We start from the raw sequence: 15866 nt of genomic DNA on the forward strand, positions 1-15866 counted from the left end.
GTTTGACGAAAAGACGGATCAGAAGCGCTTGTCCAGAACGGAGCGGAACAACGCCTCGACGTCGTCCCGGCCCATGCCGAGCTCGCGGGCGCGGTCCATCCACTCCAGCAGGTCGCCGCGCAACGGCGAGTCCTCGGCCACTCCCGGCGTCGCCAGGGAACGGCGCACGAACGTGCCCAGCCCCGGCCGGGGCTCGACCAGTCCCTCGCGCTCCAGCTCGCGGTACGCCTTGAGCACGGTGTTCGGGTTGATGCCCGTCTGCGCCACCACATCCTTGGCGGTGGGGAGCCGGTCGCCGACGCCGAGCACCCCGAGCCGGAGTGCCTGTTTCACCTGGTGCACGAGTTGCAGGTAGGTGGACACACCGGACCGGCGGTCGATCCGGAACTCGATCACCTTCCACCCTTCCACTAACTGATTAGTGGAACCACTGTGGCGGTGCGGGCCGCGTCCTGTCAAACCGGGGTAGGACGCGGCGCGGCGGCCGAGTGGCTACGCGCGGGTGCGACCGACGTAGACGTTGCGCGCCCGGTAGAGCGTGTCCGAGGTCGGGCCGGACGAGCCGGACGAACCCTCCATCTGGAGGTTGATGATGATCCACATGGGTTTGCCGACGAAGTTCGCGCCCCGGTGCTGGCCGACCCACGTGCCGTCGAGGTAGTAGTGGATGTCCACGTCCGTGGCGCTGACCTTCGCGATCCACGCCCGGTAGGTGTGCCACGAGCCGGGGCTCGACACCGACCGGATGGTGTTCGACCACCCGCCGGAGGCGTTCTTGTAGGTGTTGAACCAGTTCCGGGCGTCACCCTTGTACTCCAGGATGTCGCTCTCCGGCGGCCACGAGTTGGCGCCGGTGAGCCAGAACGCGGGCCACGTGCCGCGCGCCGACGGCGCCTGGAACTCGCCCCGGACCTCCCAGTTCGGGAACTGGTCGTCGACCAGCACGTGCTGCTTGGCGTGCACCGCGCCGGAGTGGTAGCGGATCGGCAGGTACGGGTCCGCCGAGCTGTTGCCCTCGTTCCAGTTGATCCGGGTCGCCTTGAGGACGAGCGTCGACCCTTCGAGGTAGACGTGGTTGTGGTCGGTCGGGCTCGCGTACATGCGTGCCGTGCCGTTGTGGTCGGAACCCCACGGGTAGCGGTAGTTCCAGGCCGATTCCAGCGTGCCGTAGTTCGCGAACGAACCGTTGATGACGGTCTCCCAGGTGGCCGCCTCGGCGAGCCGGGGCGTGCCGAGCGCGGCCAGTCCCGCGCCGCCTGCCACCAGGAAACCACGTCGACTCAGTGTCACGGGAAAGCCCTTTCCTCGACGACGTTGACGAGGCGGCGGCGCTCTCGAACGTAGAGATCGGCCGGGCCGCGCGTCAACGGGTCCGGGCGCAATCGAGCTGAACGGCGCGCCGCGACCTGCGATGATCTGCCGGTGTCCGATGAGAGCACCAGTGACCCGGCATGCCGGCGGTGTGGTCGGCCCGTGCGGCTGAGCCGGGACCACTACGAGACGTTCGAGCGGATGCACTACGTGTGCTTCCACTACGAGTTCGAGCACGGCATGACCGACGAGGACGCGGACCCCGACGAGGACTGCGGTGTCCCCGGTTGTCCCTCGGCATCGGCGGTACGGCACAAGGAGCGATTGGTGGGGACGGTCCGGGAGTTGCGGGTGGACTGGTCGGAAGGGGCGCCCGTGAACTGGGAGAACCGCACGCTTCCGGACTACCTGACGGCGTTGGCCTCCTGGCTGGACGACTGCGAGGGCTACTACGCCGACCGCAGCGTCCCGGTCCCGTGGAACGGCTGGGAGGTCGTTCGGGACGCGATGCGCGCGGCAACGGTCTACGAGTAGGGAAGTGGCCGCCCCGGCAGCGGCCTTCTCGAGGGCGGCGGGCCGTTCAGTAGTGGCGGATGCCTGCCGACAGCGTCCGGGCCCAGGGCGCGTCGACCCGGTCCGCGTCCACCGCCACCACCAGGTGGCACAACATGCCCTTGGCGAAGAAGTCCTGCACCTCGGCTTCGCTGCCGCCGGACACGCCCCGCACGTACTCGACCGTCCGGGCGTACCCGCGCTGGACGACCTCGCGCACGGACGGTTCCGAGACCGCCGCGCACTGGGCGTGCATCTGGACCAGCAGCAGGGTGTTCTCCTCGGAGATCAACCGCGCGTACGCGTCGCCCATCGCGTCGAGGACCGCTTCCGGCGTGCTGCCCTTGGCACCTGCGACACCGTCGGCGAGGCTTTCCCTGATCCGCGCGAAGCAGTGCTCCACCACGGACAGGAACAGGGCCTCCTTGTCCGGGAAGAGCCGGTAGACGTAGGCCTGGGAGATGCCGGCGGACTTGGCGACCTCGCCGGTGGTGGTGCCGTAGTAGCCGCGGGCGGCGAACGCGCCCAGGGCGGTCCGCAGGACGGTGTCGCGGCGTTCCTCGGCGGTGGAGAGGCGGCGCTCGCCGGGTGCTCCTGGCATAGGTGTAATTAGTCACTCACACCTCGCCGGCTGTCAAGCCGACGCGTTCACCGCCACCGACCGCACCGGCTAGGGTCCTGCGCATGTTCCGTGGTGCGCTGGTCGTGGTCCTCCTCCTGACGGCGGGGTGCACGTCGCCTCCGGTCGCCGAACCGCTCACCTCCACCCCGAGCACCACGACCACTTCGACCACCACCGCTCCCACCACGACCGCCGTTCCCACCACCGCTCCGTCCTCGCGCACGCGGGCCACCGCTCCACCGGCGGGCAACCCGACCGGCGGAGCGCCCGTGCCGCCCGAGGCCGCCGCCGTGGACACCTCCCGCCCCACCCGCGTGATCGGCAACGGCACGCCCGCGAGCTGCACGTCCCAAGCCGTGGTGACAGCGGTGGCCGGTGGCGGGATCATCACGTTCGACTGCGGACCGGACCCGGTGACCGTCACCATGACGTCGACCGCGCAGGTCCGCAACGACGCGTCGCCCGAGGTCGTGCTGGACGGCGGGGGACTGGTCACCCTCAGCGGAGCCGGTCAGCGCCGCGTCCTCTACCAGAACACGTGCGACGCGCTGCTGGGCATCACCACGTCCCACTGCCAGGACCAGGACCACCCGCGACTGACCATCCAGAACATCACGCTGGCGGACGGCAACTCGGCCGGTGCGGCGGAGGGCGGCGGCGCGGTCTTCGTGCGCGGCGGGCGGGTGAAGGTGGTGAACTCCGCGTTCCTGCGCAACAGGTGCGACCAGAACGGACCGGACCTCGGCGGCGCGGGGATGCGCGTGCTCAGCCAGTCGGCGAACGAGCCGGTGTTCGTGGTCGGCAGCACCTTCGACGGGGGCACGTGCGCGAACGGCGGCGCGGTGAGCAGCATCGGCGTGTCCTGGGTGGTGCTGAACAGCCTGCTGCGCAACAACTCCGCTGTGGGCCGCGGTGCCAACCCCGCCCGTCCCGGCACCCCCGGCGGCGGCAGCGGCGGCGCCATCTACGCCGACGGCAACACCTTCACGGTCCGGATCGCCGGAAGTGTCGTGGAGGACAACAAGGCCAACGAGGGCGGCGGCGCGGTGTTCTTCGTCAGCAACGACCGCACCGGCACGATGGCGGTGGAGTCCTCCACCCTGCGGCGCAACCCCAGCGCCGGCTTCGAGACACCCGGCTACAAGGGCATCTTCTTCCTCGGCGCGGCCGACCCGACGGTCATCGCCTCCACCATCGGGTAGCGCGCCGCCCACGGTCCAGCGGACGCGTCAAGCCCGGTAGAAGCGCGTGCCGACCTGTGACCGCACCGGAAGAACTCCCGTCGATCGTCGGGTTGTGAGCAGGTCGTCCGCCGCGCACGATGAGTCGCCGGCTGAGGGGCCGGCTGGATCTCCCCCTGCGATCTCGACGTCCGGCCACCCTGCGAGCACGACCCGGCCGGGCGCGGGAAGGATCACCGTGCGCTACAACGCTAGACGGACGCTAGCCCTGGCCGTGGGCATCGCCGCCACCCTGGCCGCTTTCGGGGGCCAGGCGATCGCCGCGCCGCCACCGCCGGACACCGGCACCCCCACCCCGATGGTCGTCGGCGGCACCCAGGCGGCCAAGGGCGAGTTCCCGTGGATGGTCCGGTTGTCGATGGGCTGCGGCGGCGCGATGCTGACCGAGCAGCTGGTGCTGACGGCGGCGCACTGCGTCACCCGCACCGGCAACAACACGTCCATCACCGCCACCTACGGCGTGGTGGACCTCCAGGACACCTCCAGGACCACCCGCACGTCCACCTACGTGCACCGGGCTCCCACCTACGGCACCTCCACCGGCGGTGACTGGGCGCTGATCAAGCTGGCCAGCCCGATCTCCGGCGCGGCGCTGCTGCCGATCGCGACCACCACGGCCTACAACACCGGCGTGTTCACCGTGGCCGGTTGGGGCGCCACCCGCGAGGGCGGCGGCCAGTCCCGCTACCTGCTCAAGGCGAACGTCGACTACATCGACGACACCACGTGCAAGAACTCGGACCCGTACTACGCGGACCTGATCCCGGCGGCCGAGTTGTGCGCGGGCAAGCTCGCCGGCGGCGTCGACACCTGCCAGGGCGACTCGGGCGGCCCGATGTTCCGCCGCGACAACAACGGCGCGTGGATCCAGGTCGGCATCGTCAGCCACGGCAACGGGTGCGCGCGGCCGGACAACCCGGGCGTCTACACCGAGGTCAGCACGTTCGCCGCGGCCATCAACCAGGCGGCGGCCGACCTCGGCGGCACGCAGCCGCCGGTCGGGAAGGTGTTCGAGAACCTGGCGGACGTGACCATTCCCGACGCCGGCGCGGCCGTCTACAGCAACGTGACCGTCAGCGGCATCGCGGGCAACGCGCCGTCCACCCTGAAGGTGGGCGTGGACATCAAGCACTCGTGGAGCGGTGACGTGGTGATCGACCTGGTCGCGCCCGACGGCTCCACGTACCGGATGAAGAGCGCGAGCAGTTCGAGCACCCCCAACGTGGTCACCACCTACACGGTGAACGCCTCGTCGGAGGTCGCCAACGGCACGTGGCGGCTGAAGGTGCAGGACGTCTACAGCCAGGACAGCGGCTACATCGACGCGTGGCGCCTGACGTTCTAGTCGCCTGACCTAGCAGTCGCCTGACGTTCCGGTCGCCTGACGTTCCGGTCGGCTGGAGCTTGAGACCGCTGCACCACCGAGTGGCCCCACCCGCGATCCGGGTGGGGCCACTTCGGCGTTCGGGCACGGGGACGCACCGCCGGACGCGCGACAGGAGGTGCCATCGGCTGACGATCACTGCCACAGTGGTCGGATGACGCATGCGGTGGTGCTGGGCGCGAGCATGGGCGGGTTGCTGGCGGCGCGGGCGTTGGCCGGGGTGTACGACCGGGTCACCGTGGTCGAGCGGGACGCGTTGCCGGCGGACGTGGGCCACCGCCGCGGTGTGCCGCAGGACAGGCACTTCCACACCATCCTGCGGCGCGGTGCGCAGGTGCTCGACCAGATGTTCCCCGGCCTGACGAACGACCTGGTGGCGGCAGGCGCGCAGCGGGTGGGCTTCCTCGACGAGGCCCGATTCGTGTTGTCCGGCCACGAGTTGGCGCGCGTGGTGACCGGCGCGTCGGACATCCAGGCGACCCGGCCGATGCTGGAGGGCGCGGTCCGGGCTCGGGTCGCGAACCACCCCGGTGTGCGGATCGTGCCGGGGTGCGACGTGGCCGGGCCGATCGTCGACCGCGGACGCGTGACCGGGGTGCGGGTCGTCCTCGACGGCGCGGACGGCGTGCTGGAGGCCGACCTCGTGGTGGACGCGATGGGGCGTTACGGGCGTGCGCGGGCGTGGTTGACGGCCATGGGGTTCGACACGCCCGACGAGGACCGGATCGACGTGGACATGATGTACGTCAGCCGACTGGTGCGGCTGGTGGAACCGTTCCGGGACAAGCTCGTGCTGGTCGGCCCGGTGCCCGGCCGGCCGTCCGGGTTGGCGTTCGCCGCGCAGGAGGACGACCGGTGGATGGTCACCGTCGTCGGCATGGCGGGCGACCACCCGCCGACCGACGAGGCCGCCTACGCCGCCTTCGTCGAACGGGCCGCGCCGCCCGACGTGCACGACGCCATCGTCACCGCCGAACCGCTCGGCCCGTTCCGCTCGCACCGGTTCCCGGCCAGCCTGCGCCGTCGCTACGAGCGGCTGCGGCGGTTCCCGCCGGGTCTGCTCGTCTTCGGTGACGCGCTGTGCAGCTTCAACCCGATCTACGGCCAGGGCATGACCGTCGCGGCGCTGGAGGCCGAGGCGTTGCGGCGGTGCCTGCGGGACGGCGAGCACGACCTGGCCCTCAAGTTCTTCCGCGCCGCGGCCGGGATCACGGACCCGGCGTGGCAGCTGAACGCGGTCGCGGACCTGGCGCTGCCGGAGATCGACGGCCGGCGCACGCCGTCCACCAGGGTGCTCAACCGGTACGTCGCCCGGCTGCACCGCGTCGCCGCGCACGATCCCGTGGTCGCCGGCGCGTTCGCCCGCACGATCGGACTGATCGACCCGCCGTCCTCGCTCACGCGTCCGGGTGTGCTGGCCCGGGTGATCGTCGGGGGACTGCGCCGGCGCTGAGCCGACCGCCGGACGGCTACCTTGGGCGCATGTTGCTGTCCGCGGTGAGCGCGGTCTACGTGATCGCGGGGGTGATCAGCCGCCGGGTGCAGCCGCGCAACCGGACCGGGGTGCTGTTCGTGCTCGTCGGGATCGGCTGGGAGCTCAACTACCTGGTCCGCGACCAGTCGTCGTTCCTGCCGATGCTGGCGGCGAACGCCTGGCCCGCGGTGCTCGGCCACGCGCTGGTGGCGTTCCCGACGGGCAGGCTGCGCACGCTGCCGCGGCGGCTGGTCGTGGCCGCCGGGTACGGCGAGAGCGTCCTGCTGAACGTGGCGTTCGAGTACGAGGGCGAGCCTTGGGGCGCCGCGGTCGTCGCCGCCGAGACGCCCATGACGGCTGTGATCGGTGGCGTGATGCTGGCGCTCCAGTCGTACCGCTGGCGGTGCAGCAGCATGGCGCAGCGCCGGACCCTCACGTCGATGCTCGGCGCGACCGCGGTGGCGATCATCGTGTTCGTCGTGTGGGAGCCGGTCGAGCGCGCGGGCCTCAACCCGCCCGCCGTGGTGCTGGTCCTGGCGTTGAGCGGCATCCCGTTCGCCTACCTCGCCGGGCTGATGCGCCGCCGGATGGACCGCGGCGCGCTGGCCGACCTGGTGGTGCGGCTCAGCGGTGACAGCCGGCCGGCGGGGGTGCGCGAGGCGTTGGCCGCGACGCTGCACGACCCGGGCCTGCGCGTCGCGTACTGGGTCGCCGAGCAGGAGGAGTACGTGGACGCGGACGGACACCCGGTGGCGCTGGATTCCGCGCACACCAGGGTGGACCGGGGCGGTGTGCCGGTCGCCGTGCTGCTGCACGACCCGGTGCTGGACCTGGAACTCGTGGACGCCGCTTGTGCCGCCGTCGGCCTGGCGCTGGAGAACGAACGGCTCACCGCCGAGCTGCGCGCGAAGGTCCGGCAGCTGGGCGAGTCGCGGGCGAAGGTGTTGCGCGCGGCCGAGGACGAGCGCCGCCGGCTGGAGCGGGACCTGCACGACGGCGTCCAGCAGCGGTTGCTGTCCGTGGCGATGACGTTGGGGCTGGCGGAGACCGTGCCGCCGGAACGCGGGCGGGTGCTCGTGGCCGAGGCCAAGCAGGCGGTGCTGGCGACCATCGACGACGTGCGCGCGGTGTGCCACGGCATCCACCCGCCGGTGCTCGCCGAACGGGGCCTGCACGGGGCGGTGCGCGAGCTGACGGCGTTGGCCGAGCCCAGGGTGGACCTGACCCTCGACCTGCCCGACCCCGTGCCGCCGCTGGTGGAGACGACGGCGTACTACGTGGTGGCCGAGGCGTTGGCGAACGTCACGAAGCACGCCGACGCGACCCGCACGAAAGTCGTGATCACCGGTGGTGGCGGCAGGCTGGTGGTGCGGGTGGACGACGACGGGTGCGGTGGAGCGGATCCGGAGCAGGGCTCGGGGTTGCGCGGTCTGGGTGAACGGGTGGAAGCGAACGGGGGGACGATGCGGGTGGTCAGTGCGGAGTCAGAGGGCACGAGCGTGCGGGTGGTGCTCCCGTGCGGGTCGTGATCGCGGAGGACTCGACGTTGCTGCGCGAGGGGTTGACCAGGCTGCTCGCCGAGGCCGGGTTCGACGTCGTGGCGGCGGTGGAGGACGCGCCGGCGTTGATGGCGGCGGTCGACGAGCACCGGCCCGACGCGGCCGTCGTGGACATCCGCATGCCGCCGACGCACACGGACGAAGGACTGCGGGCCGCGGTGTCGTTGCGCCGGCTGTACCCGGAGACGGGGGTGTTGGTGCTGTCGCAGTACGTCCGGGTGAGCTACGCGGCCGAGTTGTTGGACGCGGGCGCGGACGGGGTCGGCTACCTGTTGAAGGACCGGGTGTCCGACCTGGTCGAGTTCGCCGCGGCGATCCGCCGGGTCGGTGCGGGCGGTTCGGCGTTCGACCCGGAGGTGGTGAGCCGGTTGCTGGTGCGGCGGCGGGACGACAGCGACAGCCGGCTGACCGAGCGGGAACGCGCGGTGCTCGCGCTGATGGCCGAGGGGCGGACGAACCAGGCGATCGCGCAGCGGCTGTTCATCGCGGAGCGGACCGTGGAGAAGCACTGCACCAGCATCTTCACCAAGCTGGACCTGTCCGCCAGCCCGCACGACCACCGCCGGGTGCTGGCGGTGCTGCGGTATCTGAGCGCCTGACGGCGTGGGGCCGTCAGGCGCGACGGCCCCACGCCGACACCGTGACCTGGGGTACGTCGAGGAACGCGGGATCAGCGAGGAGCGCGTCGAACTCGGCGAGGTCGTCCTCGGTGACCGAGCGGTTCGCGAGCAGCGCCGGCGCGGCCCGCCGGAGCAGCGGCGCCCACCGGTCCTCCGCGCCGCCCATCCGGCCGAGCAGGCCCGAGTAGCCGACGTCGACCAACCCGGCCCGGAGCATCGACGCGGGCAGGCCGCGAGCCCACGTCATGTCCGAGCCGCGTGCGGCGCAGTCCTCCGAGTAGGCCCGCATGATCCGCCGGACCACCGGGAACGGCGACGTCCCGGCGGGCAGCAGGTAGGGGTCCTCGACCACCAGCCACCCGCCCGGACGAAGCCAACCGACCGCACGCGCCAGGACGTCGTCCCGATCGGTCAGGTGGCACAACAGGAATCGCGCGTGCACCAGGTCGAACCGGCCGGGTGCGAAGTCTGGCGCGGTGACGTCGGCCCGCACCACCTCCAGGTTCGAGGCCCGTCCCGGATCGAGGAAACCGGTGTCCAGGTCGACCGCGACCGTCCGGCCGTCCGGGCAGCGGCCGGCGAGCCAGTAGGCGACCGACCCGGCGCCCGCGCCCAGCTCCAGGCAGTCCCACGACCGTTGCGGCGACAGATCCTCGACCACCTCGACCGTGCGACCGTCGACCGCGCGCTGGATCGCCTCCAACCGCTCCCGCTCCTCCACCCCGCGCCCTCCTCCGCCGGAGACCGCCATCGTGCCGGTACGGGCGTCAGCGCGCCGAGGCGACCACCCGGGAGAACAGCGCGACCGGCCAACACCCCGGCCGCACGGGCACGCGCCGGACGTCCGCGAAACCCGTGAACGCCTCGGGTTCGAACCGGGCGAAGCGGAAGTCGTACACGAGCAGGACGCCGCCCGGCCGCAGCACCCGCCCCAGCTCGGCGACCGCCCGCCGCCGGTCCGGCCACTCGTGCATGCTCAACGTCGAGACGACCAGGTCGACGCTGTCGTCGGGGTGCGGCAGCGCGGCCACATCGGCGACCTGGTACGTGATCCGCGACGACAGGCTCCCGACCGCGGCGTTCGCGATGTCGACCATGTCGGCGGACAGGTCGACACCGCCGAGCACCACGTCCGCGCGACGGGCCGCGATCTCGCGCGGCAACTGCCCGGGGCCGGTGCCGATGTCGAGCACCACGGCGTCCGGCGGCGCGAGCGAGGCCACGTCGGCGGCGACCCGCCGGTACAGGCCGCCGAGCGTGCGACGGGCCCGCTGGTCGTAGGACCTGCTGCGCCTCCGGTCGAAGTAGCCGGTCTGCGGCTGATCGGGCACTGGTTCTCCTCGCGTGGTCGGCGACGCCGGTGGTTGACAACACCCCCGACTGTGCAAGTTCATGTCGACATGAAGTCAAGCGAGGAGATGTCGGTTGGCGAGTCGGCCGACCGGTTCGGACTGGCCGCCCACGTGCTGCGGCACTGGGAGGACGTGGGGCTGCTCGCCCCGCGACGGCACGCGAACGGCCGGCGGCGTTACGGGCCGGCGGACGAGGCGCGGATCGCGATGATCCTCATCGCCAAGGACGCCGGGCTCGGCCTCGACCAGATCCGGCTGCTGTTCGCGGCGACCGCCGACCGGTCGGCCCGGCGCGCGCTCTACCGCGAGCACCACGACCGGCTGGCCGAGCGGATCGCCTCGCTCCAGGCGTCGCTGTCGGTGCTGGAGCACGCCATGGGCTGCGAGGCCGAGGACATCGGCGCGTGCCCGGACTTCCAGGCCGCGGTGGCCGCACGCACCCCCGGCTGAAGGTGCGGTTAACCGCACCACGAGGTGGGGTTGGCACGATTCCGGCGGGTGCGGCCGGGCGGCAGGCTTGCGCCATGACACCGGGGTTGAGCGGCGAAGTCGGGGCAGTGCTGGGAAGTCCGGAGGACGCGGGTGGGCGGGTTCGGGCCGACTACCGCACGGACCTGATCACGGTCCTGCTGGGGACGTGGTTCTCGGCCGGGCTGTTCCTGGACGCGTGGGCGCACTCGAACGTGCCCGAACTCGAGTCGTTCTTCACGCCGTGGCACGCGGTGTTCTACTCGGGGTTCGCGGCGACCGGCGCCTGGATCCTCTGGGTCCTGTGGCGCAACTACCAGCGGGGGATGCGCCTGCTGGACGCGATTCCGGTCGGCTACGGCCCGGCGGTGTTCGCGCTGCCCGTGTTCGCCACGGCCGGCGCGGGCGACTACCTGTGGCACACGGTGATCGGCATCGAGCAGGGCATCGACATCCTGTTCAGCCCGACCCACCTCGCCCTGATCACGTCGATGATCCTGATCCTCACCACACCTCTGCGCACCGCGTGGAGCAACCGGTCGCTGATCGCACCGTCGTTCCGGCAGTTCCTGCCCGCCGCGCTGTCGCTGTCGTTCACCGCGTCCCTGGTGCTGCTGTTCGCCAGTTACGCCGACGCGACGGTGTTCGACAGCGCCCAGGTCATCAAGGCGTTCAGCTTCGACAAGAGCCAGGGCGGCTCGTCCTTGGCGGACAACCTCGCCTCGTCCATCATCGTCACCAACCTGATCATGGTGGTGCCGCTGCTGCTGGCCGCCCGCCGGTTCCGGCTGCCGTTCGGCGTCGCGACCCTGCTGTCCGTCGTGGTGATGACCCTCGGCACCGCGGTCGCCAACTACAGCAACATCAGCACCGCCATCGGTTTCATCGCCGCCGGCGTCGTCATCGACGTGCTGCTGCTGAAGCTGCGCCCGTCCGAGGACCGGCTCAAGGAGTACCGGATCTTCGGTGCGGCGGCGTCGTTCGTCACGTGGGTGGCGTTCTTCGCGGTGGCGGGCATCGACCAGGGCGTGATGCCGGTGGTCACCGAGATGTGGACCGGCGCACCCGTCATGGCCGCGCTGCACGGCCTGCTCATGGCGGTGGTGCTCGTCCCGACCGCCCGCCGGTGAGGACGCTCCTCCTCGTCCTCCTGCTGCTGGTCGTCACCCCGGCAACCCCGGCTCAGGCGCACGCCGGCGGCCTCACGCCGCAGGACCACCTGAGCCGGGTCACCGAGATCGACCCGCCGCTGCCCGGCGTGACGGCGACGATGGTCAACCACGGCACGCAGGTGGAGATCATCAATGGCGGCGCCACCGAGCTCACGGTCGCAGGCCACGTGGTCGCCGCCGGTGAGACCTACCGCTTCCGCGACGAGCGCACCACCGCGCCGCAGTGGGAACTGCGGTTGGGGACGTCGGTGGTCAAGGGCCGGGTCGACACCGCGCCGGGTCCGAATCCCCTGTGGTGGCTGCTGTTCACGGCCGTCCTCGCCCTCGGCGGGTACTTCCTCGGCCGTGCGCGGGCGATGCTCGCGGTGGGTGTGGTCGTGGTGACGGTTGCGCACGCGTGGCACGCGGTCGGCTCCGCGCTCGCCGTCACCGGGCAGTCGTTCGTGCCGCTGCTGATCGGCGCGAGCGGGGTGGGGCTGGTGGCCTGGCCGCTGGCGGCGGTCGCGGTGGTGTCGGCGGTGCGGCGCAAGCCGGCGACCGCGTTCGTGGCGGCCGTGGTCGGCGCGATGCTCGTGGTGGCGGGGATACCGGACTTCGACAGCTTCCGGTTCTCCCAACTGCCGTTCGCCGGTTCGGCCGACCTGGACCGGCTGCTCGTGGCACTGACCCTCGGCGGCGGACTCGGCCTCGCCGCGGGCGGATTCGACAACATGCGAAAGGCTGGTTCGACCACATGACAAGGGGTCCGGTGATCCGTGTACTGCTGCTCGCCCTGCTGGTGGTGGCGGGGTGCTCGTCGGGCACGCCCACCGCGCCGGCCGACCGGCTGGTGCTCCGGCTGTCGGCGGAGGAGGAGTCGCGGCAGCCGGTGGAAGCGGTGCGGGGACAGGTCATCGAGCTGACCGTCACCAGCGGGAAACCGGTAGAGGTGCATGTGCACGGGTTCGACGTGCGCGGTGACGCCGACGCGGGCAAGCCCGCGGTGCTGGAGTTCACTGCGGACCGGACCGGGACGTTCGACGTGGAGGCGCACCCGGACACGCTGCTGGCGCGCCTGATCGTGCGGTGACCGCCCTCGCGCACGGCGTCGGCGCGCGGCACGACCTGCCGTTGCCGCTGGACCTGGTGATGCAGGGCGCGGCGGTCGCGTTGCTGGCGTCGTTCCTGGCGTTGGGTCTGTTGTGGACGAAACCGCGGTTCGAGGCCGCCGCGCCGAGGCCCGAGCGCGACTGGTGGCCGGTGCGGGCACTGGTGGCCGTCGGCTTGGTGTTCGTGCCGGCGCAGGCGTGGCCGCACCTGGTGTTCGTGCTGTTCTGGGTCGGCGTGGCCATGGCGTCGATCGTGCTGGGTCCGGTGTGGAGGGTGCTCAACCCGCTGCGCCTGGCCGCCCGCGTCACGCTCGGCCGCACGTACCCCGAGCGGCTGGGCCACTGGCCGGCGGCGCTGGGCCTGCTCGCGTTCACGTGGGTCGAGCTGGTCGAGCCGGGCGCCCTGCCGTGGTTCCTGGTGGTGTACGCGGTGGTGAACGTCGTCGGTGGCGTGGTGTTCGGCCGCACGTGGTTCGAGCGGGCCGACGGGTTCGAGGTGTTCTCGACGCTCCTCGGCCGGCTGTCGCCCCTGCGCGGCAACCCGTTCCGCGCGCTCGTCGCGACGCCCGTCCGGCCCGGTCTGGTCGCGGTGGTGGCGGTGCTGCTGGGGTCGACCGCGTTCGACAGCATCGGTTCCAGCCTCGCCTGGGCGAGCTTGTCGGTGCCCGACCCGGTGGGGCTGGTGGTGACGGTGGGACTGGTGGCGGCCGGCTACCTGCTCGCGTGCCGGTCGTTCGGCGGGGAGCTGGCGCACTCGCTGGTCCCGATCATCGCGGGCTACGTGGTGGCGCACTACTTCTCGCTGCTGGCCGTGGAAGGACAACGGGCCGTCGCGCTGCTGCTCGGCGTCACCGGCTTCACGCCTAGCGACGCCCTCACAGCGCCGGTGCTGGTCGCATCAGTGCAGGTCGGGGCGGTGCTCGCCGGTCACCTGCTGGGCGTGGTGTCCGCGCACGACCGGACGTTGCGGCTGCTGCCGCCGCAGAAGCAGCTGACCGGTCAGGTGCCGCTGCTCGTCCTCATGGTGGCCTACACGTCGGGCGGCCTGGCGCTGCTGTTCGCGGCTTGACGGCCGTCGTGACGGGGGGTGACTCGATCGGCCCAACCCCGTAGGCCGATGAGCGGCGGTGGACCGCAGTCGGGCGGGCCGGCTCAGCTCGTCGTGCCGGTGCGTGCCGTTGTGTCACTCGACCGTTTGGACTTCGCCGGCGGTCGGATGAACCTTCTTCTCCTGGGGAAACCCGATCACTAACTTCCGGAGCGTGGAGCTCGCGGATCTGTGGCATCCGAACCGGGGAGTGGAAGGGCGTTCATGAGTGTGTACCTCACAGGTCTGCTCTGGGTCGGCGGCGCGGCCGTCGTCGCCGCCGCGGTCGCCTACCTGATTCGCAAGTACGGGCCGGACGAGGGCAGATCGGCCAACAACGAAGCCGCCGGACAGGTGTTCACGATCGTCGGCGGCCTGCACGCGGTCCTGGTGGCGTTCGTGCTGATCGCGTTGTTCGACGCTGTCACCCAAGCGAGTGACGCCGCTTATCGGGAGGCCGACGGCCTGGTCGCCGCGACGTGGGCGAGCGACGCCCTGTCCGAGGACACCGGCCGACAGGTGCGCCAGTTCTCCCGCGAGTACGCGACGACCGTCGTCAACGACGAGTGGCCCGCCATGCGGAAGGGGACCGACTTCGAGTCGACCGGCTGGTCCCAGCTCGACCGGCTGCGCCGGGTCGTGGCAGAAGCGCCCGCCACCGACGAGTGGCAGGTCGACCGCAAGACCGAGGCCGCGGCCCAGCTGTGGCAGGTGTACGAGGCGCGGCAGGCCCGGTTGGACGCGGCCGGCGGCGAGATCAGCTCGGTGGTGTGGTTCGTGCTGGTGGCGGGCAGCGTGCTGGCCATCTGCCTGCCGTTGTTGTTCGGCGGACCGCTGATGCGCACGCACGTCCTCATCGTGGCCACCCTCGCCGCGACCATCACGTTGCTGATGTACGCGGCGTACCAGTTGCAGAACCCGTTCGGCGGCGGTGCCGAGGTGAGCCCCGCAGCCTTCGAAGCGGCTATCGAGCGGTTCGGATGATTGAACCGCTCGTTCAGGTCGTGTGCACCACCCTCCAAGTGGAGGCAGCCGCGCACGGCCCGTCAACGGCGTTCCAAGTGCGGTTCCCCTCCGGCGCGGTGACGCCGCTCAAGGTGCTCGACGTGCGGCTGAACGCCATCGGCTACTCCGCGCGACAGGATTTGGTGTACGGCCTCGACCACCACGGCAGGCTCATCGCGCTCGACCGTTCGGGTCGGGTGGTCGGGACCCCGACGCGTCCGTTCCCCGTGCTGCGGCACGCGGTGGCGGGAGCGGTGGTGGGGGAGCGGCTGGTGGTGCGGGTGGGGCCGGCGTTGCTGTCGCTGGACATCGACCCGACCAGCAGCCGTTACGGGCGCGTCGTGCACCAGGTGTTCATCAGGACGCCGCAGGCGCTGACCGTGGACGACTTCGACGTGAACCCGGCCGACGGGCTGCTCTACGGGGTGGCGACGCGTCCGCACGGGCATGGCGCGGTGGTCACCATCGACCCGCGGACCGGCCGGGTGGAGGAGGTGCCCGGTACCGGGCGGCTGCCCGGTGGGAGTGGGTACGGCGCGGTGACGGTCAGCCCGGAAGGCGCGCTGTACGCGACGCAGAACCGGCACGGCGATCGCAGCACGCTGTGGCGGGTGGCGTTGGACGGGTCGGGCGTGGTCACCGAAATCTCGTCCCGTCACGCGCTGCACACCATCGACTCGTCCGGCTGCCTGTCCACACTCCCAACCCCCACTCCCACCCCCACGCCGACTCCCACGCCGACTCCCACACCGACTCCAACCCCGACGCCGACTCCCACCCCAACCCCCACACCGACGCCGACTCCCACGCCCACCCCGACCCCGACTCCCACACCCACCCCGACACCGACTCCCACACCTACCCCGACCCCGACCCCAACTCCGACACCGACTCCCACCCCGACCCCAACTCCGACACCGACTCCCACCCC

18 protein-coding genes and 1 pseudogene are annotated in these 15866 nt (G+C 71.6%); 14 read left to right on the plus strand and 5 right to left on the minus strand.

Annotated elements, in window-relative coordinates:
* Positions 1–18 precede the first annotated feature (18 nt).
* Together OQ02_RS21405 and OQ02_RS21410 are read right to left on the minus strand one after the other, a co-directional pair.
* Positions 19–396: a GntR family transcriptional regulator gene (locus OQ02_RS21405; protein ID WP_033440327.1), complete on the minus strand. Its 378-nt coding sequence runs from the start codon at positions 394–396 to the stop codon at positions 19–21.
* Between the two features lie 96 nt (positions 397–492).
* Positions 493–1290, minus strand: a complete 798-nt coding sequence (locus OQ02_RS21410) for a glycoside hydrolase family 16 protein (RefSeq protein WP_033440280.1) — start codon at positions 1288–1290, stop codon at positions 493–495.
* 183 nt (positions 1291–1473) lie between these two features.
* On the opposite strand from OQ02_RS21410, the gene OQ02_RS41135 reads away from it, so the two are divergent.
* On the plus strand, positions 1474–1845 hold the full coding sequence (locus OQ02_RS41135; protein ID WP_051772604.1) for a DUF7660 family protein: 372 nt from the start codon (positions 1474–1476) through the stop codon (positions 1843–1845).
* 46 nt (positions 1846–1891) lie between these two features.
* On the opposite strand, the gene OQ02_RS21420 is transcribed toward OQ02_RS41135, so the two are convergent.
* Positions 1892–2464: a TetR/AcrR family transcriptional regulator gene (locus OQ02_RS21420; RefSeq protein WP_033440281.1), complete on the minus strand. Its 573-nt coding sequence runs from the start codon at positions 2462–2464 to the stop codon at positions 1892–1894.
* Positions 2465–2547: 83 nt separating this feature from the next.
* On the opposite strand from OQ02_RS21420, the gene OQ02_RS21425 reads away from it, so the two are divergent.
* The 6 genes and pseudogenes from OQ02_RS21425 to OQ02_RS21445 all read left to right on the plus strand — a co-directional run bounded on the left by OQ02_RS21425 (position 2548) and on the right by OQ02_RS21445 (position 8742).
* Complete coding sequence (locus OQ02_RS21425; protein WP_033440282.1) at positions 2548–3687, plus strand: hypothetical protein; 1140 nt, start codon at positions 2548–2550, stop codon at positions 3685–3687.
* 247 nt (positions 3688–3934) lie between these two features.
* Positions 3935–4705 (plus strand): annotated as a pseudogene (locus OQ02_RS45930) (S1 family peptidase); the annotation flags it as partial.
* Between the two features lie 132 nt (positions 4706–4837).
* Positions 4838–5071 carry a proprotein convertase P-domain-containing protein gene (locus tag OQ02_RS45935; RefSeq protein ID WP_269321633.1) on the plus strand — a complete coding sequence of 78 codons (234 nt, stop codon included), beginning with the start codon at positions 4838–4840 and terminating at the stop codon, positions 5069–5071.
* Positions 5072–5264: 193 nt separating this feature from the next.
* On the plus strand, positions 5265–6563 hold the full coding sequence (locus OQ02_RS21435; RefSeq protein ID WP_033440284.1) for an FAD-dependent oxidoreductase: 1299 nt from the start codon (positions 5265–5267) through the stop codon (positions 6561–6563).
* A gap of 29 nt (positions 6564–6592) precedes the next feature.
* Positions 6593–8113: a sensor histidine kinase gene (locus OQ02_RS21440; protein WP_033440285.1), complete on the plus strand. Its 1521-nt coding sequence runs from the start codon at positions 6593–6595 to the stop codon at positions 8111–8113.
* On the plus strand, positions 8101–8742 hold the full coding sequence (locus tag OQ02_RS21445; protein ID WP_033440286.1) for a response regulator: 642 nt from the start codon (positions 8101–8103) through the stop codon (positions 8740–8742). Before OQ02_RS21440 ends, OQ02_RS21445 begins: the two co-directional genes overlap by 13 nt.
* Positions 8743–8755: 13 nt before the next feature.
* On the opposite strand, the gene OQ02_RS21450 is transcribed toward OQ02_RS21445, so the two are convergent.
* Together OQ02_RS21450 and OQ02_RS21455 are read right to left on the minus strand one after the other, a co-directional pair.
* The gene (locus OQ02_RS21450; protein WP_231500148.1) at positions 8756–9484 is read right to left on the minus strand and encodes a class I SAM-dependent methyltransferase; all 729 of its coding nucleotides are present in this window, start codon (positions 9482–9484) and stop codon (positions 8756–8758) included.
* A gap of 46 nt (positions 9485–9530) precedes the next feature.
* A complete protein-coding gene (locus OQ02_RS21455) occupies positions 9531–10094 on the minus strand; it encodes a class I SAM-dependent methyltransferase (protein ID WP_051772605.1) in 564 nt (187 codons plus the stop codon).
* Between the two features lie 69 nt (positions 10095–10163).
* Between OQ02_RS21455 and OQ02_RS21460 the strand changes: the two genes are divergently transcribed.
* The 7 genes from OQ02_RS21460 to OQ02_RS44870 form a co-directional block, all read left to right on the plus strand.
* Complete coding sequence (locus tag OQ02_RS21460) at positions 10164–10565, plus strand: MerR family transcriptional regulator (RefSeq protein WP_033440288.1); 402 nt, start codon at positions 10164–10166, stop codon at positions 10563–10565.
* A 74-nt stretch (positions 10566–10639) separates the two neighbouring features.
* Positions 10640–11713, plus strand: coding sequence for a hypothetical protein (locus tag OQ02_RS21465; protein ID WP_051772606.1), 1074 nt, complete (start codon positions 10640–10642; stop codon positions 11711–11713).
* Positions 11710–12492, plus strand: coding sequence for a hypothetical protein (locus tag OQ02_RS21470; RefSeq protein WP_033440289.1), 783 nt, complete (start codon positions 11710–11712; stop codon positions 12490–12492). Before OQ02_RS21465 ends, OQ02_RS21470 begins: the two co-directional genes overlap by 4 nt.
* A gap of 11 nt (positions 12493–12503) precedes the next feature.
* The gene (locus OQ02_RS21475; RefSeq protein WP_051772607.1) at positions 12504–12824 is read left to right on the plus strand and encodes a hypothetical protein; all 321 of its coding nucleotides are present in this window, start codon (positions 12504–12506) and stop codon (positions 12822–12824) included.
* Positions 12821–13912 (plus strand): hypothetical protein, encoded by a 1092-nt coding sequence (locus tag OQ02_RS21480; protein ID WP_033440291.1) that lies wholly within the window; start codon positions 12821–12823, stop codon positions 13910–13912. The genes OQ02_RS21475 and OQ02_RS21480 overlap by 4 nt, the downstream gene beginning before the upstream one ends.
* 243 nt (positions 13913–14155) lie before the next feature.
* On the plus strand, positions 14156–14914 hold the full coding sequence (locus OQ02_RS21485; protein WP_033440292.1) for a bestrophin-like domain: 759 nt from the start codon (positions 14156–14158) through the stop codon (positions 14912–14914).
* A partial coding sequence (locus OQ02_RS44870; RefSeq protein WP_197043428.1) for a DUF6923 family protein occupies positions 14911–15866 on the plus strand: 956 nt, incomplete at its 3' end. The genes OQ02_RS21485 and OQ02_RS44870, both read left to right, overlap by 4 nt.

This window comes from Saccharothrix sp. NRRL B-16314, assembly GCF_000716595.1.
Lineage (GTDB): Bacteria > Actinomycetota > Actinomycetes > Mycobacteriales > Pseudonocardiaceae > Actinosynnema.

Excerpts from the sequence above, each read along its gene's own strand:
- OQ02_RS21420 (WP_033440281.1), bottom strand. The coding sequence starts at position 2,464 with ATGCCAGGAGCACCCGGCGAGCGCCGCCTCTCCACCGCCGAGGAACGC.
- OQ02_RS21425 (WP_033440282.1), top strand. The coding sequence starts at position 2,548 with ATGTTCCGTGGTGCGCTGGTCGTGGTCCTCCTCCTGACGGCGGGGTGC.
- OQ02_RS21435 (WP_033440284.1), top strand. The coding sequence starts at position 5,265 with ATGACGCATGCGGTGGTGCTGGGCGCGAGCATGGGCGGGTTGCTGGCG.
- OQ02_RS21440 (WP_033440285.1), top strand. The coding sequence starts at position 6,593 with ATGTTGCTGTCCGCGGTGAGCGCGGTCTACGTGATCGCGGGGGTGATC.
- OQ02_RS21460 (WP_033440288.1), top strand. The coding sequence starts at position 10,164 with ATGAAGTCAAGCGAGGAGATGTCGGTTGGCGAGTCGGCCGACCGGTTC.
- OQ02_RS21465 (WP_051772606.1), top strand. The coding sequence starts at position 10,640 with ATGACACCGGGGTTGAGCGGCGAAGTCGGGGCAGTGCTGGGAAGTCCG.
- OQ02_RS21485 (WP_033440292.1), top strand. The coding sequence starts at position 14,156 with ATGAGTGTGTACCTCACAGGTCTGCTCTGGGTCGGCGGCGCGGCCGTC.